Raw genomic sequence first — 20,568 nt, 5'->3', positions numbered from 1 at the left:
ACCATGCTACGTCTCTGAGAGGGTTTCATGCTTGAGCCGGCTGATATAGTAATGGATCTAACTTGCCCTGACCGTCTAAACTGTAAAGTTCATCACAGCCACCAATATGCTGGTTGTTGATGAAAATCTGGGGGACGGTTCGTCGTCCGTTTGCTCGTTCTGCCATTTTGGTTCTGGCATTTTCATCGCCGTCGATTTTATATTCTGTGAAGTTGACACCTTTCCACGAAAGTAACATCTTGGCACGAATACAAAAGGGGCAAGTTTGCCAGGTGTAAATTTCGACATTAGCGTTGATGCGTTCGGGATGACGTCCGAGAAGGGAGTTGATATAATTGAACATTTTATCTCTATTTTCAATGTTTCTATTTTCTAGCTTAAAGTATTAAGTCTTGTTAAGCAAATCCTGCTTATTTGCCACGGCTATTGCCAGGGTAGTTTCAAATAGCTAAAGAGTAATATTAGATTAATTTATAGACCGACTCAACAGGGTTATTGCTGGGTTACGGCAATAGGGAATTAACGGTTGGAGATGGAGGAATTCAGAAGGGAGATGTCTGATGAGGTCAAGGCTGAAAACGTGGATTAAGCAATGGCAAGGAATCTTATTGATCACTCCTAGTGTGACTCTGATTATCCTTGCCCTTAATGGGGCGGGTTTATTTCAGCTATTGGAATGGGCAACCCTGGATCAATATTTCCGTCTGCGTCCCCAAGAATCCCCAGACTCTCGCATTCTCTTAGTCACGATTGATGAAACTGATATTAATCAGGTGGGACAGTGGCCCATTCCTGATGGAGTTTTGGCTGACTTAATTAATACCCTGAAAGCGGCTAAACCACGAGTGATGGGTTTAAATCTGTATCGAGATTTACCCGTAGAACCTGGACATCAGGAATGGGTGGAGGTGATGCAGTCTACGCCGAATCTAATTGGGGTCGAAAAAAGAGTGGGCGATCGCGTCGCCTCTCCACCCACCTTGGACGCTTTAGCCCAAGTCGGTTTGGCTGATCTGCTTGTGGATGCGGATGGCAAGATTCGCCGAGGGTTACTGTCAATTCAACCGGAGAATGAGGATGTGCAATTAAGTTTAGCCGCCCGTCTAGCATTACTGTACTTAGAGGATGAAGGTATTACTTTAGAGGTGATTAATGCCAATCAGCCGTATTATCGTCTCGGTAAAGCTATCTTTATGCCCTTCCAGAATCATGATGGGGGGTATGTGGATGCAGATGCGGGAGGGTATCAGATTCTTTTAAACTTTCGTGGTGTTTCCGCCACCTTTGATACCGTCTCCTTACGCGATGTATTAGCAGATCAAATTCCCCCAGAAAAAATCCGCGATCGCATCATCCTAATTGGTTCTAAGGCGCAAAGTACCAATGACTTATTTTTTACCCCTTATGATAGCACAATATTTGCCCCTCCCCGTCGCACAGCAGCCGTTGTTATTCACGCTAATTTAACCAGCCAAATTATCAGTGGTGCAATAGATGGACGCCCCTTCATTAAAGTCTTACCCACCCTGGTAGAAGCAGTACAGATTTTTTCTTGGTCGTTTCTGGGTGCAGCCGGAAGTTTATTCTTACTAAAGAATCAACGGTTGAACCCAAAAAGCGTACTCCAATTACTCGCCCTAGGCGTTTATATTTTACTGACGATTGGTTGTAGCTTAATTGGCACTTATCTCCTATTTTTGGCAGGGTGGTGGTTACCTGTAGTTCCCTCATTACTCGCATTAACGGGTTCAGCCGTCGTCACAGCCGATTATCAGAGTCGCCAGTTACAACAGAAAGCCCAACAGAAATATCGCCGTATTTTTGAAAATGCATTAGAAGGTATTTTTCAGACAACCCTTGACGGACGCTATCGCAGTGCAAATCCGGCATTGGCAAAGATTTATGGCTATAATTCTCCCGAAGAATTAATCAGCACGATTACCGATATAACCACCCAAATTTATGTTGATCCGAACCGTCGCACTCACTTTATTAAACTGATGGAACAACAGGGAGAAGTTGTCGGCTTTGAGTCTCAAGTTTATCGCCAAGATGGCAGCATTATTTGGATTTGTGAACATGCGCGATCGGTTTGTGATGATCAGGGCAATGTACTCTACTATCAGGGCTTTATTGAAGATATTACAGAACGTAAACAAGCTCAAGTCGAGCGAGAAGAGTTTACCCGCGAGCTTTTTCGGTTGAATCAATCGTTCTCCCAGTTTGTCCCCCGGCAATTCTTACAATTACTGAATAAGGACAGTATTTCTGATGTGCAATTAGGGGATCAATCCCAGCAAAACATGTCGGTTTTATTTGCAGATATTCGCAATTTCACGACTCTATCAGAAGCGATGACACCGCAAGAAACCTTTAATTTTATTAACCGTTATCTTTCCTACATGGAACCAGCAATTATTGAAAATCAAGGCTTTATTGATAAATATATTGGTGATGCAATTATGGCGTTATTTAGTGGGAGTGCCGATGATGCCGTCAACGCGGCAATTGCTATGTTGCAACACCTGAAACTCTATAATAAAGAGCGACAAAAAGCCGGGGAGTGTCCGATTGAAATCGGGATTGGCATTAATACTGGCTTGATGATGTTGGGAACAGTGGGCGGTAAAACACATATTAATAGTACGGTAATTAGTGATGCTGTAAATTTGGCATCTCGCTTGGAACACCTGACTAAAGAGTATGGAGTGTCGCTGCTGATTTCACATTACACCTTTGACCATTTGCGTGACCCCTCTGACTATTCTTTTCGTCTCATTGGTCGGGTTAAGGTTAAAGGTAAAACCAAACGTGTGTCTGTGTTTGATGTGTTTGATGCTGATCCTTCCTCAGTTCGTCAGAAGAAGTTGAAAACAAAAACGATGTTTGAACAAGCGTTATGCCTTTATTATCAAAGAGATGTGAGTAAAGCAGCTAAATTGTTTCAACAGTGTTTAGAATTTGTGCCTGAGGATAAAACCGCTAAAATCTATCTGCGGCGTTGTCAGAACTAGAAACGTAGAATGCTATGTATCTACAGAGCAACATGGCGTTTTAAATTTGATAAAAGTTTTAAATATCCCCAAAATTGTACGGGTATCCTTAGGATGAGACTGTATAGAGAAAAAGAACCGAATTAGTGGGTTTAAGTTCCTCTTGTCGAGGAATTTTACAGGGATTTTTTGATCAAATCCAGTTGAACTGATGAATCCAGTCGATTTTAACTCTATACTCAAAAGCCTAAACACTCAAAAAGCGTTAAAATGGTTCTGCTGTTTTGGACTTGTATCCAGTCAGATTTTTTATGCCGCAAAAATTAATGCCCAACTGATTCCTGATCACACTTTAGGTGCAGAAAATTCCATCGTTATTCCCCAGGAAGTGCGGGATTTGATTCAAGGCGGGGCAAGACGGGGGAGTAATTTGTTCCACAGTTTTAGTGAGTTCAATATTGATCAGGGACAGCAGGTTTACTTTGCCAATCCTGCGGATGTTAACCATATCCTCACCCGCGTCACGGGAACGAATATCTCGAATATTTTTGGCACTCTCGGTGTGGAAGGGGCGGCGAATCTAGTCTTAATTAATCCCAACGGGATTATTTTTGGACAAGACGCCAAATTAGATGTAGCCGGTTCATTTGTTGCGAGTACGGCTGATGGGATTCGCCTGGGTGAACAGGGATTATTTATGGCAAAAGAACCCCAAAAAAGTACACTCCTATCCATTCAGCCCGGGGTATTCTTTTTTAATTATCTAACTGATGAATCGGCAACGATTACCAATGCAGGGAATTTATCTGTGGGAGGGAATCTCACTCTAGCGGCTGATACTCTAAATTTACAAGGTCAGCTTATAGCTGGAGATCATCTTACCCTGCACGCTAATCATACCGTAAACATCCGAGACAGTCTTGCCCATCCGTTCGTTGCTAGGGCTGGCGGAAATTTGCAGATACAAGGCGATCGCACGATTGATATTTTTGCCCTGAATCATCCAGAGAGTGGTCTTTTCGCCAATGAAAATATGATATTCCATTCGGCTAATCCTGTTCAAGGGGATGCCCATTTCTGGACTGGTGGCGAGTTTCGCATCGAACAGCTTGATGGGAATCTGGGAACCCTCACAAGTCCTAATGATCCGGTGATTCGCAGTGGTGGGGATGTTTTGATCGGGGCTTATCAGGGCGCTTCACTGCATATTTTCGCTGGTGGAAGTGTGACGATTCCGGGTGGTGTTTTGATCAATAATGTCGATACCGAAAATGGCATTGTTGAGACAATTACTCTTTCCGATGGCACATCTATATTCATTGATGGGAAAACTCAACCCACCCTGGATATCCGGGCGGGAACGACTGCTTTTGATATTCCAGTCATTAAAGGTATTCCATCCCAGGGAATTATTGTTCCTCCTTTCCCCAATCTCCGGGAAAGTCCGACCAGTGCTACTATTACCATTGGCGATATCTTTAACCCAGGAGGCGCTGTTTTTTTAACCAATCAGTACCAGCCTAATCCATCCTTAGCCGGGGGTATCACCGTTGGTTCAATAAATACCCCAGGAATTATGACGGGGGGTACTATTATTATCGACTCCAAAGGATTAATTGATACCACGGCTGGCGCAATTGATACCCGTTCTTTTGGTAAAGCAGGTGACATTTCCCTCCAAGCCGTTGGTGATATTAGAGTGAGTAATATCAATGCCATTGGAGAACTTGGTGGTAGTATCTCTCTGAACAGTGGCGCAACGCTAACCCTGAATAATTCAATAATTAGTAGCCTCACCCGTTTAGGCAAAGGCGGTGACATTCAACTCTCAGCCCCGTCTCTGGTTTTGAGTGGTGGATCTAAAATTTTTAACGTGACGGTTGGTTCTGGACAAGGGGGTAATATTCAGATTATCGCTGATTCAATTCGTGCCGACGATAACTCTGATATTAATACAATTGCTGCCAGTATCAACGATAACTCTGATATCAATAATATTATCGAAATTCTTGGTTCGCCGAGCGGTGATATTGCCGTTCTCATCGAAGCTATCCCAGCGAACAACACATCTGTGACAGTTTCAGGATCAGGAGGTAACATTCAGGTTACCGCTGAATCCCTTACCTTGCAAGATGAATCGAATATTGCCACAGCCACCTTTGCTAATGGTGGACAAGCGGGAAATGTGATGATTAATGCGACTTCAGTCAACCTGCTGGATGATGGTACATTGGGTTCCCTTACTTATGGCTCTGGTGATGCTGGAAATTTAACCCTAAATAGCCGTCAATTACTTATCCGAAATACAAAAACCTACTCAGAGGTAGGAACGGGCATTTCTACAGCAGCTCGAACCAATAGCAGTGGTGATGCTGGGGATTTAACCATCAACGCCGAATCCATAGAAATTATTGGCAATCAACCGGGTGAAGCTGTCGCTCCAACTGACCTCAATAGCCTCTTAGAATTGGCTGAGTTGCGGACAGGTTTGACCTCCGCAACTCAAGGGAGTGGAGATGGCGGAAATATCACGATTAATAGCGATCACTTGGTGGTGCGAGATGGGGCTGGAATTGCCACCTCGGCTGATTTCACGAGTACAGGAACCGCTGGAAATTTGAGAGTGAATGCGACTCAGATAGAATTGCAAGGAAAGGGGGGTATAACAACATTAACCTTAGCATCTGGTGATACCCGATCAGGTGATTTGTACATCAATGCTGATCGCGTGACCCTTTTGGACGGAGCCGGAATTGGTACGGGAACGCGATCAGGAAACGGTGGCAATATTGTCCTCACTGGAACGGATTTATTACTGATGCGAAATAACAGTTTAATCAGTACCACGGCGGGACAAGCGGGGGCGGGTGGAGATGGTGGCGATATCGATATTGAGGCTAAGTTTATCGTGTCTATTCTAGAAGGAAATAGTGATATCACTGCCAATGCTTTTGAAGGAAATGGCGGAAATATTATCATAACGACTCAAGGTATTTTTGGCTTGCAGGTGAGTGATAAACTTACCCCAAATAGTGATATTACGGCTAGTTCTCAGTTAGGAATTGGGGGTACAATTACGATTAATACTCCCAATGTTGATCCATCTAGCGGATTAACTGAATTACCCTTAAATTTTACTGACCCATCTAATCAAATTATTGCGGGTTGTCCGGCTGACACAGGAAATCGTTTTACCGTTATCGGACGCGGCGGTATTCCCAATAATCCCCGTGACTATTTACCGGGAAATGCGGTTTGGCGAGATTGGCGAAGTGTTTCAGCGTTTCCTGATAATCAACCTGCTGTAAATCTCCCATCCGAGATACATGAAAAGCAACTGATTGAAGCTCAAGGTTGGATTGTGGATGAAAATGGTACGGTGATTTTGACGGCTGAATCGAGTGGAGAAAAAAGGGTAGTTTTTGGGGGAGTATCGTCTTCCTGTGGGGGGAAAAATGACTTAGACTAAATTTAATGGGTGAGATTGCAATTATATTTTTTTAACGCAGAGGGGCGCAGAGGTTTTCGCAGAGGGCGCAGAGGTGATTGAAGGATGGAGGCGATAATTTTATAGAATGGGGGAAATAACTGGAGATGATCGGACAAATAACAAAGGACGAATGACAAATGACAATAGTAACTCGTACTGATTTACCCCCAGCATTTCCTGATCATACTCAACTTCCCGAATCAGATGGTACGTTTGTGAAGAATTTCCAGGAGCATCCCCAAAGCATTATTTTAACCGATTCTATTGGTTCAGTTTTGCGGCAACTTCATCCTGATGGTCAATATGCTATTGGACAAGATTGTGGTATTTACTGGCGTGAAACTGACCCCCCCGAAAAAGGTGCTGAAGCACCCGATTGGTTCTATGTCGCCAATGTTCCGCCGCTTCTGAATGGAGAAATTCGGCGTTCGTATGTCCTATGGCGAGAATTTATGGCACCAACGATTGCTATCGAGTTTGCCAGTGGGGATGGAGAAGAGGAACGGGATGCTACACCTTTATCGGTTTCGGCTGAGGGGAAAACTACGAAACCGGGTAAATTTTGGGTTTATGGACATATTATTCGCATTCCTTACTATGCCATTTACGAAATTAAAAATGGCAAATTAGAGGTGTATCATCTGCAAGATTTTTCCTATCAACGAATAGAACCTAATGAACGGGGTCATTATTCTATTCCACCGTTAGGAGTAGAACTCGGACTTTGGCAAGGAACCTATCAAAATCAAATTCAACTCTGGCTGCGCTGGTGGGATAGTGAGGGCAACCTTTTACTTATTGGTGAAGAACGGGCGGAAATTGAACGACAACGGGCGGAAAAAGCCGAGCAAAAAGCGGCAAAATTAGCTGCACGATTGCGGGAAATGGGTATTGACCCTGACGCCGACGAGTTAGAGTAGAAGAGGGGTTATGAAGCGGTTGAGAATAAGTAGTAAAAAGCAAGTATTTTTCTGGGGATTACTCTTGGTAACCTGCTTAGTGGTGATGACGATTCATCCTGTCGCGGCACATAATTCTTCTCACCCTTTCAGTTTCAATTCTATAACCTCTCCCCCTACCCCTCTGCTGCAAGGAGAGGGGAGACAAATTGCCCAATTTATAGATACTCCTAACCTTGTCAGTCAAGGCAAAACCGATTATGATGCTGGACGTTTGGCTGATGCAATAAAGACTTGGCAAGAGGCGGCGCAGAATTATCAAAAAGTCGGCGATCGCATCAATCAGGCGTTATCGTTACATTACTTATCATTAGCTTATCAAGACTTGGGACAATGGCAACAAGCGGAAGCGGCGATTAACCAAAGCCTGGATTTACTCCAACCCCAAGCTAATCCCGCTATGTTAGCACGAGTATTAAATACAAAAGGGAGTCTGCAACTGGCAATGGGACAACCTGAGGCGGCGCTAGAAACCTGGAAAAAGGCAGAAAACCTCTATTCCCAAGCCGACGATGATATGGGGGTACTGGGGAGCCAAATCAATCAGGCTCAGGCATGGCAAAGTTTGGGAATGTTTCAGCGATCGCGGCAACTTCTCGAATCGGTGCAGCAACAGCTAAACGCCCAACCGGATTCTATCATGAAAGTGACCGGATTACGCAGCCTGGGTATTGTCTGGGAAGCCATCGGTGATTTGCTAGCCGCCCAGACTCTCTTAAAAGAAAGTTTAGCTATTGCACAAACCCTTAATTCTGCCCCTGATATCAGTGCAGCTTTGTTGAGTTTAGGCAATATTAGCCGCAACTTAGAAGAAATGCCAGGGGCATTAGAATACTATCAACAAGCCGCAGAAATAGCCACAACTCCTCTGTCTCAAGTACAAGCCAAACTCAACCAACTCAACCTACTGATTCATCTGGAACAGTTGAGCGACGCCCAAGAATTAGTTCCCCAAATTCAAACTAACCTTTCTCAGTTACCTCTTAGTCGAGAGGCTATTTATGCCCAAGTTAACTACGCTGAACGTTTAATCGAACTCGTCGCAAACTCAGAGGTGAGTTCTCCAGGAATTGCCAACTATCAAACCATTGCCCAACACTTAGCTAAAACCATTCAAGGGGCGAAAACCTTAAACGATAAACGAGCAGAATCTCTCAGTTTAGGAATTCTAGGGACATTATACGACAAAACTCAACAATGGTCTCAAGCCCAACGCTTAACCGAACAAGCCCTATTTTTATCTCAGAGTATCAACGCTGCTGATTTATCCTATCAATGGTACTGGCAACTGGCACAAATCCTGACAAAGATAGGTGATAAACCAGGCGCGATCGCAGCTAATCAACAGGCGCTTGATACGGTACAATCCCTCCGGGGTGATATTGTTGCCATGAATGCTGATGTGCGGTTCTCGTTTCAAGAGAAAATTGAACCCATTTATCGTCACTTCGTCAGTCTTTTATTAGACTCTCCCTCACCCGAACATCTGCAACAAGCCCGAAATGTGATTGAATCCCTACAATTAGCCGAACTGGAAAACTTTTTCCGCACCGCCTGTTTAGAGACTAAAACTGAACAAATTGATACTGTCATCGAAAAAGGTGAGGCTAGGGCGGCGGTGATTTACCCGATTATTTTACCCAATCGTTTAGCGGTGATTTTTTCCTTACCGGGACAACCTCTCAGTCATTATGATATAAAATTATCCCCCACAGAAATTGAATCCACAGTCAGCCGTTTGCGACAAACCATGAGTCCGGCTTTATCGAATAAAGAACGGCTTGAGCTTTCCCAAACAGTTTATGATTGGCTGATTCGCCCGATTGAAAATCAATTAGTCAGTAACCAGATTAAAACCTTAGTCTTTGTCCTAGATGGTGTTTTGCGGAATATCCCCATGACAGCGCTCTACGATGGTAACCAATATTTGATTGAAAAATACAGTGTCGCATTAACACCAGGATTGCAATTACTGGAGCCGCGATCGCTCAGACAAATTTCACTCTCTTCTTTAACAGCAGGCTTAACTGAAGCCCGTCAAGGTTTTGTACCATTACCGGCTGTTGAACAAGAAATTAAAGAGATTAGTAATGATTTACCTTCAGAAATTCTATTGAATGAAAATTTTACCCGTGCCACAATAGAAAAGGAACTAAAAAACCATTCCTTTAATATTCTCCATCTTGCCACCCATGGTCAGTTTAGTTCCCAACCCGAAGACACATTTATTCTTACCTGGAATGAACGCATTGATGCTAATATCTTATCTCAATTGCTTAAAACTAGAGAACAAAGCAATTCTGAACCGATTGAACTATTAGTCCTCAGTGCTTGTCAAACGGCGACTGGAGACAAACGAGCCGCTTTAGGATTAGCCGGATTAGCCGTGCGTTCTGGCGCTCGGAGTACGATTGCCACTCTCTGGTCAGTGAATGACCAATCCACCGCCAATACCATGATTGAATTTTATCGCCATTTGCGTCAAGGTGATGGTAACCGAGCGGAAGCCCTGCGTCAAGCTCAGTTATCACTATTGAAGCAAAAAGCCTATCAGCATCCCTATTACTGGGCACCCTTTATTCTAGTGGGAAATTGGCTATGATTATTGGCGCTAAAAAACAGGTTTTAAGAGCGATTTTTTCGGGTCAGAGGTTTTTTACTGAAAACCCAACATAAATCTGAGGAGGATTTAAATCATGAACCTAGTTAAATCTTTATCCATAGTAGGCATTGCTCTATCCTTGCAGCTTGTAGTCGTTCCGGATTTAATTGCACAATCTGAGTCAATTAATCCAGAGGTATGGGTAACATTTGATCCCCCAAAACCAGGAAAAGGAACTCCATCTGATACGACCGGCGGCGCATCTCGTGGAAATTGTCCGGGGGATGAAGTAATGGATGATCAAGGGTTATCTGCCTTGATGCCTACCTACAGCGAAACGGATGTTGAGCGTCCAAGTTTTGCAGTTTATCTTCCCAAAACTGGAGCAAACAAAGTATTTTTTAGCTTAAAAGATGCTGATGAAGACTATTTTTATCAGGCACAAATTACACTTCCTCAAACTCCGGGTACCTATCGTTTAGAGTTACCAGCCAATGCTCCGGCAATAGATGCTAACATACAATATCAGTGGTCTTTAGGGTTAATGTGTGGGCAAGCCGTCGATCCCAATGATCCAAGAGTCGGTGGGACGATTCTGTATAAGAGTCCCTAGAAAAATCACCATGCTAGATTCTCAGTCAGTCATTATCCAGTGATTGACCAGATGTCGGGGCGCACCGACGTGCGTCCTTGCATAGCCTGCGCTATTAATCCCCCTCATAAGTATAGAAAATTTCTCCCTTTTTTATAACAAGTTTAGTATTATTTTTTTGTTTAAACTTTTTCTTTAGATTCTGTATTTAAGTTAAGTTGATGGGACTGTAGAGTAATATCTTTAATTCCCACAAAATCTTTAATTTCAATTCTTTCCATAATTCAATATCGGTGATCTACTCTCAGTTTATTCACAAACCTGTTGTCAAACAAGAAGTTCAGCCATCGCAGCAGAAGATTGTACCCAGTAGAATTTTAACCGATCATCGTTCACACTATTACTGGATAAGGCGTTAAGCTAATTGTAGTACATCAGCATCATAAAAACTTCCCTATAAACCCAAATCTTGCAAATTCCTCTGCGTACCTCTGCGCCATCCTCTGCGTACCTCTGCGTTAAAAAAAGATAATTCTGATACAAACAGATTAAATATTGCGGGTTTTCTGGGCGCACGTCGGTGATAGGGCGCACGTCGGTGCGCCCCTACGATGCATTGGGTTTGTAGTCAAAGATGCTCACGTCAACCCAACAATGACAAAGCTATGATTCTACAAACTCACCCGACAAACTACTTTCAACCTCAGCCACCATTAACAGCGTTTTTAACACCGAATCAGGATTCAAACTCATCGAATCAATCCCCTCTTCCACCAAAAACTTGGCAAACTCCGGATAATCGCTAGGTGCTTGACCGCAAATACCAATCTTACGCCCACACTCTTTTGCTGTTTGTATCGCCAACTTCACCATCCGCTTCACACCACGATTGCGTTCATCAAAAATATGCGCCACTAACGCCGAATCTCGGTCTAATCCTAACGTCAATTGCGTCAAATCATTTGACCCAATCGAAAACCCATCAAACACCTCAGCAAACTCATCCGCCTCCATCACATTACTAGGTAACTCACACATCACATACACCTGCAACCCATTCACCCCACGGGGTAAACCATTTTTTGCCATCTGGGCTAACACCTGACGCCCCTCATCTGGAGTGCGACAGAAGGGAATCATCGGAATTACATTAGTTAACCCCATCTCTTCCCTTACCCGCTTTATCGCCTGACATTCCAAAGCAAAGGCTTCCCGGTAGTTCGGATCACAATACCGAGACGCCCCTCGCCACCCCAGCATCGGATTATCTTCCTTGGGTTCAAAACTCTGACCGCCTAAAAGGTTAGCATACTCATTACTCTTAAAATCCGACATCCGCACAATCACAGGTTTGGGATAAAACGCCGCTGCAATAATTCCCACCCCACGCGCCAATTTATCGACAAAAAATTGGGGTTTATCGGCATAACTCCTCGTCTTCTGGGCGATTTGCGCTCTCACCGATTCATCCCGCAATTGATGATAATGAATCAACGCCAGAGGATGAATTTCAATATGATTGGCAATAATAAACTCCAACCTGGCTAAACCCACACCATCGCAGGGAATTGCGGCTAAACCAAAGGCTTGATCTGGATTACCTACATTCATCAAAATTTGGGTTCGGGTGCGGGGTAAATTATCTAAAGGAGTTTCTTGCACTTCAAAGGGTAATAACCCCTGATAAACTCGTCCCTCATCTCCCTCCGCACAGGAAATTGTCACCTCTTGACCCGTAGTTAATACCTCCGTCGCCTTCCCACAGCCAACAATCGCCGGAATCCCCATTTCTCGCGCAATAATTGCCGCATGGCAAGTGCGTCCCCCTTGGTTGGTGACAATGGCGCTGGCTTTTTTCATAATCGGTTCCCAGTCGGGATCAGTGCGGTTGGTGACTAATACTTCTCCCGGCTCGAAAAGATGAATGTGAGATGCATCCATAATAATATGAGCAGTCCCTTGACCAATTGCCGCGCCCACACTACGTCCCGTAAGTAATACTTGGCTGCGTTGGTTCAACTGATATGTTTTGAGAACCTGTGCCGATTTCTGCGATTGCACCGTTTCTGGACGCGCCTGGACAATAAACAAATCCCCAGTTATCCCATCTTTTGCCCATTCAATATCCATGGGTGTGTAGAGTCCCCGGAGTTGAGAATAATGGTCTTCAATTTGTACCGCCCAACGGGCTAATTGTAAGACTTCTTCATCCTGAAGACAAAATTTCTTTTGCTCAGAGGGGGCGACTCGCACATTGCGCGTCAGTCTCGAACCCCCTTCGTCATATATCATTTCAATTTCTTTTGTCCCCAGGCGTTTTTCCAGAATCGGGCGACATCCCTGTTTTAATGTGGGTTTAAAAACCACATATTCATCGGGGTTAACCGCACCTTGAACCACCGTTTCGCCCAAGCCGTAAGCGGCGGTAATTAATGCGGTATTTTTGAAACCTGTTTCGGGGTCAATGGAAAACATCACCCCAGAACAGGCTAAATCAGATCGCACCATTTTCTGAATCCCCACCGAAAGCGCCACATCAAAGTGGTCAAATCCGTTATGTTCCCGATACGCAATGGCGCGGTTGGTAAACAGGGAGGCGAAGCATTTATGGGTAAATTCCAGAACCCCTTTGAAACTATTCACATTTAAATAGGTTTCCTGCTGACCCGCAAAACTCGCATCGGGTAAGTCTTCCGCCGTCGCTGAGGAACGAACCGCCACATCTGTCCCCTCCCCGTAGCGATCGCACAATTGTTGATAAGCTGTACGAATGGCTTGGGTCAGTTCTCTGGGAAACTCAATACTGAGGATTAACTGTCGCGCTTTTTTGCCATGCTGTTGCAGATTACTCACATCATCCACATTCAAATCTGCAAACAGGTGGCGCAGTTTGGCTTCTAAATCGGCGGTTTCGATAAAGTAACGATAAGCATACGCCGTAATCGCAAACCCGGTAGGAACATTGATTCCCTGGGGAGTGAGTTGTCCAATCATTTCACCCAGAGAGGCATTTTTGCCCCCAACCAAGGGTAGGTCATCCAGTCGGATTTGATCAAACCAGAGGATCAATAATTTATCTTGAGGGACTGGGGTAGAGGTCTGAGGGGTTGAGGTCAGCATAAACTTTTTTTCTTAAAGGGATAATTTAAGTTTAGCTTTATAAAATATTCGGGATCACTAATAGGTTGCGAAAAATTAACAGAAACCTTTGCCTTCCTCATACCCTGTTGCCATTTCGCGATCGCTAAAATTGGTGATTGGTGATAGGTAATTGGTGAGTAGGAAAAATTCTTCCTCATCTCCTCTTGCTCCCCAAGCAGGGCGGGTTTAGTGTAGAGACGCGCCATGGCGCGTCTCTACAAGGGGGTAACGTTATCAGTCAAACCCGCCCCTACAAATTGACGCCCCAGCTCCCCCAGCTCCCCCAGCTCCCCCAGCTCCCCCAGCTTCCCTCGACCCAAAATGCTTCCTAAAAAGTAAAAGATTGGCTGCTTATGTGTAGCCAATCTTGTCCAACATGTATTACAATTTCTCTTTCGACTGAATCTTAATTCACGGGTTCATCTTAATTCACGGGTTCAAAATAGCTCCAGATATCCTCTGGAGCTTTTTCTGTCGTGCTATCATAACAGATTTTTTGCCAAAATGGGGATTTTGCCCCTTGTGTCATAATTTTTGCACAGAGCGTCAGCGTGCATCGATATGGGCAAACTCTTAGCAGAATGTTACCAATTCATCAAAGTCCTGGATACCGATGAATTGGGTCACACCTATTTAGTTATAGATATTCACTTTCCCCAGCAGCCTAAATGCGTGGTCAAGCAAATCCGACTCCCGCCAAACTCCTCTCAAACTCGACAACTTATTCTCAGTCGTCTGGAAAAAACGTCGCAATTGCTGAAAAAGCTGGGTCAACATGACCAAATTCCCCGATTTATCACCTCATTTGCCCAAACGAACCAGTTTTATCTCGTTCAAGAGTTTATTCCCGGTTGTCCCTTAACCGACGAACTCATACCCGGTGATCCGCTGACCGAAAATCAGGTGATTACCCTGTTACAAGAACTCCTCCACCTCTTAGTTTTTGTCCATCAACAGGGTGTAATCTTAGGAAACCTCAAGCCTTCCACGATTATCCGTCGCCAAGGAGATGGCAAATTAGTCCTGACAACGTGGGGAGTTATCCATCAACTGAGTGCCCAAATCGCCCAATCATTCCACCAATCAGCCCCAAATCCGCGCCATCCTACTTCCGTTGATCAATCCTCCAAACCATTCCCAGAACACCTCCAAGTCAATGGCGACTTGTACGCCTTGGGAATAATCGCCATTCAAGCCATGACTGGATTATCCGCCAGTGAGTTAACGGAACTTAAACAAACGAACAATTCTCAACATGAAACCAGCGCTTGGCAAGCTTACACCCAAGTTAGCCCAGAGTTAGCCGCTATCCTGGAGAAAATGGTGCATTCTGATCGCCAGAACCGTTATCACAAAGCGGCGAGTGTACTAGCGGATCTCAGTGGTATCCCGGAGAGCAATCCAATTACTCAATTTTCCCTACCCTCGCTACCAGAAATCAACCCCGCGATCGCGACAATTACGTTTCCTACTCGTCAGTTTAAACCCCAGGTTATCCTCGCGGCTATAGCATTAGTGGGAATCACAGCGTTAATATTGGCTTATACCCTACACCTTCCCCAACGCCTAATGGCGCAATACTTTCTCCACCAAGGAAAAACCCAAGCACAACAGCCAACCTCGGCGATCCAATACTATACTCAAGCCATTGCCTATCAGCCGCAAAATGCTACAGCTTACTATCATCGGGGAAAGATTTACGCTGATAGGGGAAAATCTCAGCTAGCCCTGGCTGATTTGTCTCAGGCGATTCAACTCAATCCCCAAAATGCTGACGCCTATTACCAACGGGGAAATCTTCGCCTTGAGTTAAGCGATCGCCAAGGGGCTAAAGCTGATTATACCCAAGTTCTACAACGTGACCCTAATTTTACCCCTGCATGGGTGAATCGAGGTCAGATACAAGCCGAGTTAGGTAACGAAAAAGCTGCCATTGACGATTATACCCAAGCCATTCAACTTCAACCCAATCTCGTCACGGCTTACCTGAAGCGCTGTCGTTCCCGTTCTAACCTCGGTAACCAAAAGGGTGCCATTGACGACTGTACCACCGCGATTAATTTACGACCGCATAATGCCCTAGCTTACCAAAACCGTGGCTTAGCCCGTCAGCGTCGGGGAGATATTCGCGGGGCGATAACGGACTATACAGTAGCGATTCAATTGAATCCAGAGGCGGCAGAACCTTACTATAACCGAGGATTAGCCCGTCAGGAAATAGAAGATATATCCGGTGCGATCGCGGATTACACCCAAGCCATTAAACGAAATCCTAACTATGCCTCAGCTTACTATGAGCGGGGGTTAGCCCAAGCCCAACTGGGAAATCGGTTAGCCGCGATCAAAGATTTACAGCAAGCGGCTCAACTTTGCCATGATTTAGGTAAACTGGATTGTTATGAAGCGGCGCAGTCTCAACTGTCTAGAGTGTCGGTTCAGTAATAACACTTAGTTGCTCGTGACATTTAGCTTTTAATTTATTTAACCTGTACTACAATAGTAGCAAATTGAAAGTACTTTGACAACTATGAAACAAGTGACAACACGAGTATCAGATAGGGAATATGAGCATCTAGCCAAATTTTGCAAAGTAACAGAAAGAACCCAATCTGATGTACTCCGGGAACTGATACGCAAGTTGTCAATCTCTGGGGCGTTGGACCCCATCGATTGACCGCCTATCCATCTCGCGCCAATCTGAGTACAGATATGGCGTGAGGCTTTCGGCGTCTAGCTAAAAAATAAAAACAAAGTCTGCTTGACAAGAAAAGACAGGAAAAATAAGGGTTTGGGAACCCGCGCAGGCGGGTGCAAGGCAAGTGTAGTTGCGGTGGAAACTACCCTGTTAACCGTTAAGTTGACTGGGATAGTAGTAAAATTGGAGATTGTGTCCTTATTCAAAGTTGTTTATGCCGAAACTGAAAAGCCGTAGAGCAGCCGCCAAACGTTTTCGACCCACCGGAAGCGGTAAAATTAGACGACGCAAGGCGTTTAAGAGCCACTTACTGGAGCGCAAAAGCTCAGGACGGAAGCGGCGTCTGTCGAAATTGAGTTTGGTCAATGAACGGGATGCTGATAATGTGCGCCTAATGCTTCCCTATTTTTAGACCACTTAAAACGAATAACCATCTAGTTAGTATCAATTAGGAACAGTCAATGACAAGAGTAAAACGCGGTAACGTTGCACGTAAACGACGCAAGAAAATTCTCAAGCTGGCGAAAGGATATCGGGGTTCTCACTCCAAACTCTTCCGTACAGCCAATCAACAGGTGATGAAAGCACTGCGGAACGCTTATCGCGATCGCCGCAAGCGCAAGCGGGATTTTCGCCGTCTCTGGATTACTCGTATCAATGCGGCGGCTCGTCAGAATGGCATAAGCTACAGTCAGCTTATCGGTCAGATGAAAAAGGCAAATATTCAGATCAATCGCAAGATGTTGGCACAATTAGCTGTGTTAGATCCCGCCAGCTTTCAAAAGGTTGTAGAACTGGCTAGCCAAGGCGCAAAGTAAGTTCAATAGAGCGTTTCGGTTGAGGTAGCCAGGGAACGGGGGAAGTAGAGACGTAAGGCGGGAACATCTGCAAGTAGGGGCGAGATGGGGGAGATGAGGGCTCTTTTGAGGTAACGTTATCATCAATAGCTTGCGCTTTTATTCCCTAAACCCGCCCCGACAAACCAGATTCCCTGAGCGAAGCGAAGGCTCAAAACTCAAAACTCCCCAATCACCGGAAATAAAGGGTCTGAAGCCCCGTCCTTCTAGGACGGCTTTTATCCGGATAAACACCCCAGGATAGTATGATACAATGCAGTTGGCTTGCGGCGGCAAAGTCGAAGTCAACTTATCAGGTACGCCGGGACTCGGCGGAACCCAAACCGCAAAGGTTTGAAACGCCCAGCCCTGAATCGACAGGGTGTTAGGAGATAACACGATGCCCTAGATGGCGAATATCGTGTGCCTGGGAACCCGTTTACCGGGATATATGGAACGAAATTTCCATAGAATCTCCCTTCTTCTAGGAAGGAGAGCGTCAACAACCCCAGATAGATGATCGCCCAAAGGTTTTTCAATGTCGGTGTAGCACTTGGATTGATGGGGGTGGCTGTCGTACAACCCCCATCAGCTTATCCGGCTGAATTGGCAGAAATTGAGCAACGGGGTCAATTAATTGTTGCGGTAAAAGACAATGTGCGTCCTTTGGGCTTTCGCGATGCGACGGGAACGCTACAAGGACTAGAAATTGATATTGCTCGACGACTGGCGAAAGAACTGCTGGGGAGTCCAGAGGCTGTGGTTTTGCAGCCTGTGACGAATCGCGATCGCTTGAGTATGGTATTTGAGGATCGGGTTGATATTGCGATCGCTAGAGTAACGGTAACGGATTCTCGCGCTCGCTTGGTCGATTTCAGTATCCCTTACTATTTGGATGGTGCAGGGATTATTACGAAAGATGCCTCAATCAATCTGTTGAGCGATTTAGACAACCAAACCATCGCTGTCCTTAAGGGTTCGAGTACAATCGCGGTGATCAAGTATGCTTTACCCAATGCCCAATTAGTCGGCGTTGACTCCTACCAAGAAGCGCTGTTGCTCATTGAGGCGGGAGAAGCCAATGCATTTTGTGCCGATCAGAGTGTTCTGACTGGATGGGTGCAGCAATACCCAGACTATCGATTGCTCCCCTATCGCCTATCTGGTGCAGCCTTGGCGGTGGTGATGCCTAAAGGATTGCAGTATACCGCACTGCGACAACAAGTCAATCAGGCGATCGCACGTTGGCACGCCGAAGGGTGGTTAGCTGAACGTGCTGCCGCTTGGGGTTTACCATGAAGAGTGGAAACCCCTCCCCTATAGTTGCACGGAATTACAGGATTATGGATGAAACTCTGCCACAAATTTATCTAATCATATTGTTAGTCCTGCTTGGTGTTGCAGCTTTGGCAGTAATCCGCCAAGTCTTCAAAACCCGTAAAATCGAAAGCACCCTCTCAAAGCTGGAGAGAAAGCTGCAAAAAGAGCGGGGGACAGTCCAAGACTACTACGAGTTGGGCAGTATCTATCTAGACAAGAAACTCTTTGCTCAAGCCGTTATCCTATTCCAAAAGGGACTTAAAGCTCCAGATGCTTCAGAAACCAACCTAGCTCCTGTTCATAATGCCCTCGGTTTTGCCTACTTTGCTCAAGATCAGTACGATATTGCCATTCGCCAGTATAAGGAAGCCTTAAAACTAGAGCCAGATTATGTGACGGCTCTCAATAACTTGGGTCACGTTTACGAGCGCAAAAAGCTAACCGCTCAAGCGTTGGAGGCTTATGAAGCAGCGCTCAAGTATGAACCGAAGAATGAGACAGCCAAGCGCAGAGCTGAATCCCTCCGCAAGCGGTTAGTGCCATCCAGCTAAATTTTCTGCGGCTTGAACCCTCCATATATCCTATAGAGACGTTGCAGGCAACGTCTCTATATGCTGACAGGCTATTCCAGACTCATCTATTTTGTGCAGAAAAACTACCCAGATTATTACCTCACTCTGCTAGTTTTAGAATGCAATTTACATAATTCTTGATTATTGTTAACATAAAGTAACAAAGGTAATCAATTAAGGGCAGGATTAGTTCGCTATGGGATTTCTGAGTAATTTATTTGGGTTAAAGAGCAAGTACGTTGATGAGGAGACAGACGAAGTAGAACAGGCGACAGAAGCCCAAAAGCGACAAGCCTACTTCTTAGAGCCGGATGACGCCAAGACATTCGGTGATATTAACTATATGCGATCGCCCACATCTGTGAAGAAGCGATTTGCCAAAAAGAAAGACAACCTAGGGGAGGGTTTAGAACAGGTGTTAGAAACCTCTGCTTTTGGGCAAGTCATCCGTTCCAATAAGCAAATCAGCGCTACTCCTGAACCTCTACCAACTCCTCAAAACCAGCCAGTGAGTGAGCCACAGCCAAAGAGTTTTGAGCGCCGCCGCGCTAACTCTAGCGATTCGGGCATGGATATGTTCCGTAAAATGGCTCGTGACATGAAAAAGTAGGGGTTAACCAAACCCCTACGGCGTGGTGAGGATGTCAATCTAAGATAATTTTCACACCCTGACGGGGCGTTTGCTGTGCTTATCACCCCGTCAGAGAACTTACACTTAGCTTTGCAGTTCGTTGAATTTGGCGCGAATGGTTTCCACCCGTTGGCGGTTTACACCTAAATCGGATTGTCCTAAACGGGATGCCGAACGAACATGGATAACATTAGCACCTTCATCTAGGAAAAATTCTACATCATCGACAAATCCCATAAGCTTAGTTGTGAATTCAGCGTAGAGATAATTGTCGGTTTCCGTGATAATTTTGGTTCTCTCCATATTTTCAATCACGGTTTTGAGGTCAGCTATTGCCTTAGCTGGTGTTGATTTGTAGGTTAATGGCTCAATTTGATGTTGGGCATCTTGATCTTGAGAGTTGACACAATTTGGCGTACTTGGACAAGGAGTTAACTTCCCTGACTCAACACCAAGATTTGTGGGTCGTTTTCCAGCAAACATAGCTCCTCCCGAAACAGTTAAGGTTACGCCTATGGAACAGGCAACAATGAAAATTAAAGCAATACAGATGATTAGAATAGATCTAATCGGGGAGCGTTTTTGAGCTTCTAAGGTCATAGTATTTGTCCTTTGTCATTTGTCCTTTGTCCTTTGCCTTAATTCATCAATCAGACAGGCTGGGTTTGAGGGAAAGTTACCATCAAGAGCGAGAGGAAATCACATCAACCCGCCCCTACTCCCCTTAAAACTTCACC

General features: G+C 45.0%; 16 protein-coding genes. 11 read left to right on the top strand and 5 right to left on the bottom strand.

Annotation, left to right across the window (positions count from 1 at the left end):
• Window positions 1-25 precede the first annotated feature (25 nt).
• The gene (gene grxC, locus ACLGGO_RS06445; RefSeq protein ID WP_446418685.1) at window positions 26-343 is read right to left on the bottom strand and encodes a glutaredoxin 3; all 318 of its coding nucleotides are present in this window, start codon (window positions 341-343) and stop codon (window positions 26-28) included.
• Between the two features lie 217 nt (window positions 344-560).
• Here grxC and ACLGGO_RS06440 point away from each other — a divergent pair, with 217 nt between their 5' ends.
• The 5 genes from ACLGGO_RS06440 (at window position 561) to ACLGGO_RS06420 (ending at window position 10,657) form a co-directional block, all read left to right on the top strand.
• Complete coding sequence (locus ACLGGO_RS06440) at window positions 561-3,014, top strand: CHASE2 domain-containing protein (protein WP_446418684.1); 2,454 nt, start codon at window positions 561-563, stop codon at window positions 3,012-3,014.
• 190 nt (window positions 3,015-3,204) lie between these two features.
• Window positions 3,205-6,462, top strand: a complete 3,258-nt coding sequence (locus ACLGGO_RS06435) for a two-partner secretion domain-containing protein (RefSeq protein ID WP_446418683.1) — start codon at window positions 3,205-3,207, stop codon at window positions 6,460-6,462.
• A gap of 158 nt (window positions 6,463-6,620) precedes the next feature.
• Window positions 6,621-7,403 carry a Uma2 family endonuclease gene (locus ACLGGO_RS06430; protein ID WP_446418682.1) on the top strand — a complete coding sequence of 261 codons (783 nt, stop codon included), beginning with the start codon at window positions 6,621-6,623 and terminating at the stop codon, window positions 7,401-7,403.
• Window positions 7,404-7,413: 10 nt separating this feature from the next.
• The gene (locus ACLGGO_RS06425; protein WP_446418681.1) at window positions 7,414-10,044 is read left to right on the top strand and encodes a CHAT domain-containing protein; all 2,631 of its coding nucleotides are present in this window, start codon (window positions 7,414-7,416) and stop codon (window positions 10,042-10,044) included.
• A 94-nt stretch (window positions 10,045-10,138) separates the two neighbouring features.
• Window positions 10,139-10,657, top strand: coding sequence for a DUF928 domain-containing protein (locus ACLGGO_RS06420; RefSeq protein ID WP_446418680.1), 519 nt, complete (start codon window positions 10,139-10,141; stop codon window positions 10,655-10,657).
• Between the two features lie 642 nt (window positions 10,658-11,299).
• Here the strand turns inward: ACLGGO_RS06420 and ppsA are convergent.
• Window positions 11,300-13,756, bottom strand: coding sequence for a phosphoenolpyruvate synthase (ppsA, locus tag ACLGGO_RS06415; protein ID WP_446418679.1), 2,457 nt, complete (start codon window positions 13,754-13,756; stop codon window positions 11,300-11,302).
• Window positions 13,750-13,983 carry a hypothetical protein gene (locus ACLGGO_RS06410; protein ID WP_446418678.1) on the bottom strand — a complete coding sequence of 78 codons (234 nt, stop codon included), beginning with the start codon at window positions 13,981-13,983 and terminating at the stop codon, window positions 13,750-13,752. The genes ppsA and ACLGGO_RS06410 overlap by 7 nt, the downstream gene beginning before the upstream one ends.
• A gap of 355 nt (window positions 13,984-14,338) precedes the next feature.
• On the opposite strand from ACLGGO_RS06410, the gene ACLGGO_RS06405 reads away from it, so the two are divergent.
• From ACLGGO_RS06405 to rplT, 3 genes are all read left to right on the top strand, one after another.
• A complete protein-coding gene (locus tag ACLGGO_RS06405; protein WP_446418677.1) occupies window positions 14,339-16,219 on the top strand; it encodes a tetratricopeptide repeat protein in 1,881 nt (626 codons plus the stop codon).
• 467 nt (window positions 16,220-16,686) lie between these two features.
• Complete coding sequence (rpmI, locus tag ACLGGO_RS06400; RefSeq protein WP_446335511.1) at window positions 16,687-16,884, top strand: 50S ribosomal protein L35; 198 nt, start codon at window positions 16,687-16,689, stop codon at window positions 16,882-16,884.
• A gap of 49 nt (window positions 16,885-16,933) precedes the next feature.
• Window positions 16,934-17,290 carry a 50S ribosomal protein L20 gene (gene rplT, locus ACLGGO_RS06395; RefSeq protein ID WP_446335512.1) on the top strand — a complete coding sequence of 119 codons (357 nt, stop codon included), beginning with the start codon at window positions 16,934-16,936 and terminating at the stop codon, window positions 17,288-17,290.
• 138 nt (window positions 17,291-17,428) lie between these two features.
• Here rplT and ACLGGO_RS06390 read toward each other — a convergent pair whose 3' ends face one another.
• Window positions 17,429-17,707: a hypothetical protein gene (locus ACLGGO_RS06390; protein WP_446418676.1), complete on the bottom strand. Its 279-nt coding sequence runs from the start codon at window positions 17,705-17,707 to the stop codon at window positions 17,429-17,431.
• A 117-nt stretch (window positions 17,708-17,824) separates the two neighbouring features.
• Here ACLGGO_RS06390 and ACLGGO_RS06385 point away from each other — a divergent pair, with 117 nt between their 5' ends.
• From ACLGGO_RS06385 to ACLGGO_RS06375, 3 genes are all read left to right on the top strand, one after another.
• Complete coding sequence (locus tag ACLGGO_RS06385) at window positions 17,825-18,607, top strand: transporter substrate-binding domain-containing protein (protein WP_446418675.1); 783 nt, start codon at window positions 17,825-17,827, stop codon at window positions 18,605-18,607.
• Window positions 18,608-18,651: 44 nt separating this feature from the next.
• Window positions 18,652-19,179 (top strand): tetratricopeptide repeat protein, encoded by a 528-nt coding sequence (locus ACLGGO_RS06380; protein ID WP_446418674.1) that lies wholly within the window; start codon window positions 18,652-18,654, stop codon window positions 19,177-19,179.
• Window positions 19,180-19,396: 217 nt separating this feature from the next.
• Window positions 19,397-19,810, top strand: coding sequence for a hypothetical protein (locus ACLGGO_RS06375; RefSeq protein WP_446418673.1), 414 nt, complete (start codon window positions 19,397-19,399; stop codon window positions 19,808-19,810).
• A 105-nt stretch (window positions 19,811-19,915) separates the two neighbouring features.
• Here ACLGGO_RS06375 and ACLGGO_RS06370 read toward each other — a convergent pair whose 3' ends face one another.
• On the bottom strand, window positions 19,916-20,431 hold the full coding sequence (locus ACLGGO_RS06370) for a DUF1499 domain-containing protein (protein WP_446418672.1): 516 nt from the start codon (window positions 20,429-20,431) through the stop codon (window positions 19,916-19,918).
• Window positions 20,432-20,568: the final 137 nt, after the last annotated feature.

Source organism: Coleofasciculus sp., assembly GCF_046565525.1.
Lineage (GTDB): Bacteria > Cyanobacteriota > Cyanobacteriia > Cyanobacteriales > Coleofasciculaceae > Coleofasciculus.
The sequence above is the reverse complement of the archived record's forward strand: the minus strand, read 5'-3'. Positions and strand labels throughout refer to the sequence as shown.

Excerpts from the sequence above, each read along its gene's own strand:
- ACLGGO_RS06420 (WP_446418680.1), top strand. The coding sequence starts at position 10,139 with ATGAACCTAGTTAAATCTTTATCCATAGTAGGCATTGCTCTATCCTTG.
- ACLGGO_RS06435 (WP_446418683.1), top strand. The coding sequence starts at position 3,205 with ATGAATCCAGTCGATTTTAACTCTATACTCAAAAGCCTAAACACTCAA.
- ACLGGO_RS06380 (WP_446418674.1), top strand. The coding sequence starts at position 18,652 with ATGGATGAAACTCTGCCACAAATTTATCTAATCATATTGTTAGTCCTG.
- ACLGGO_RS06440 (WP_446418684.1), top strand. The coding sequence starts at position 561 with ATGAGGTCAAGGCTGAAAACGTGGATTAAGCAATGGCAAGGAATCTTA.
- ACLGGO_RS06385 (WP_446418675.1), top strand. The coding sequence starts at position 17,825 with ATGATCGCCCAAAGGTTTTTCAATGTCGGTGTAGCACTTGGATTGATG.
- ACLGGO_RS06375 (WP_446418673.1), top strand. The coding sequence starts at position 19,397 with ATGGGATTTCTGAGTAATTTATTTGGGTTAAAGAGCAAGTACGTTGAT.
- ACLGGO_RS06405 (WP_446418677.1), top strand. The coding sequence starts at position 14,339 with ATGGGCAAACTCTTAGCAGAATGTTACCAATTCATCAAAGTCCTGGAT.
- ACLGGO_RS06430 (WP_446418682.1), top strand. The coding sequence starts at position 6,621 with ATGACAATAGTAACTCGTACTGATTTACCCCCAGCATTTCCTGATCAT.
- ACLGGO_RS06425 (WP_446418681.1), top strand. The coding sequence starts at position 7,414 with ATGAAGCGGTTGAGAATAAGTAGTAAAAAGCAAGTATTTTTCTGGGGA.
- rpmI (WP_446335511.1), top strand. The coding sequence starts at position 16,687 with ATGCCGAAACTGAAAAGCCGTAGAGCAGCCGCCAAACGTTTTCGACCC.
- rplT (WP_446335512.1), top strand. The coding sequence starts at position 16,934 with ATGACAAGAGTAAAACGCGGTAACGTTGCACGTAAACGACGCAAGAAA.
- ACLGGO_RS06410 (WP_446418678.1), bottom strand. The coding sequence starts at position 13,983 with ATGGCGCGTCTCTACACTAAACCCGCCCTGCTTGGGGAGCAAGAGGAG.
- grxC (WP_446418685.1), bottom strand. The coding sequence starts at position 343 with ATGTTCAATTATATCAACTCCCTTCTCGGACGTCATCCCGAACGCATC.
- ACLGGO_RS06370 (WP_446418672.1), bottom strand. The coding sequence starts at position 20,431 with ATGACCTTAGAAGCTCAAAAACGCTCCCCGATTAGATCTATTCTAATC.
- ppsA (WP_446418679.1), bottom strand. The coding sequence starts at position 13,756 with ATGCTGACCTCAACCCCTCAGACCTCTACCCCAGTCCCTCAAGATAAA.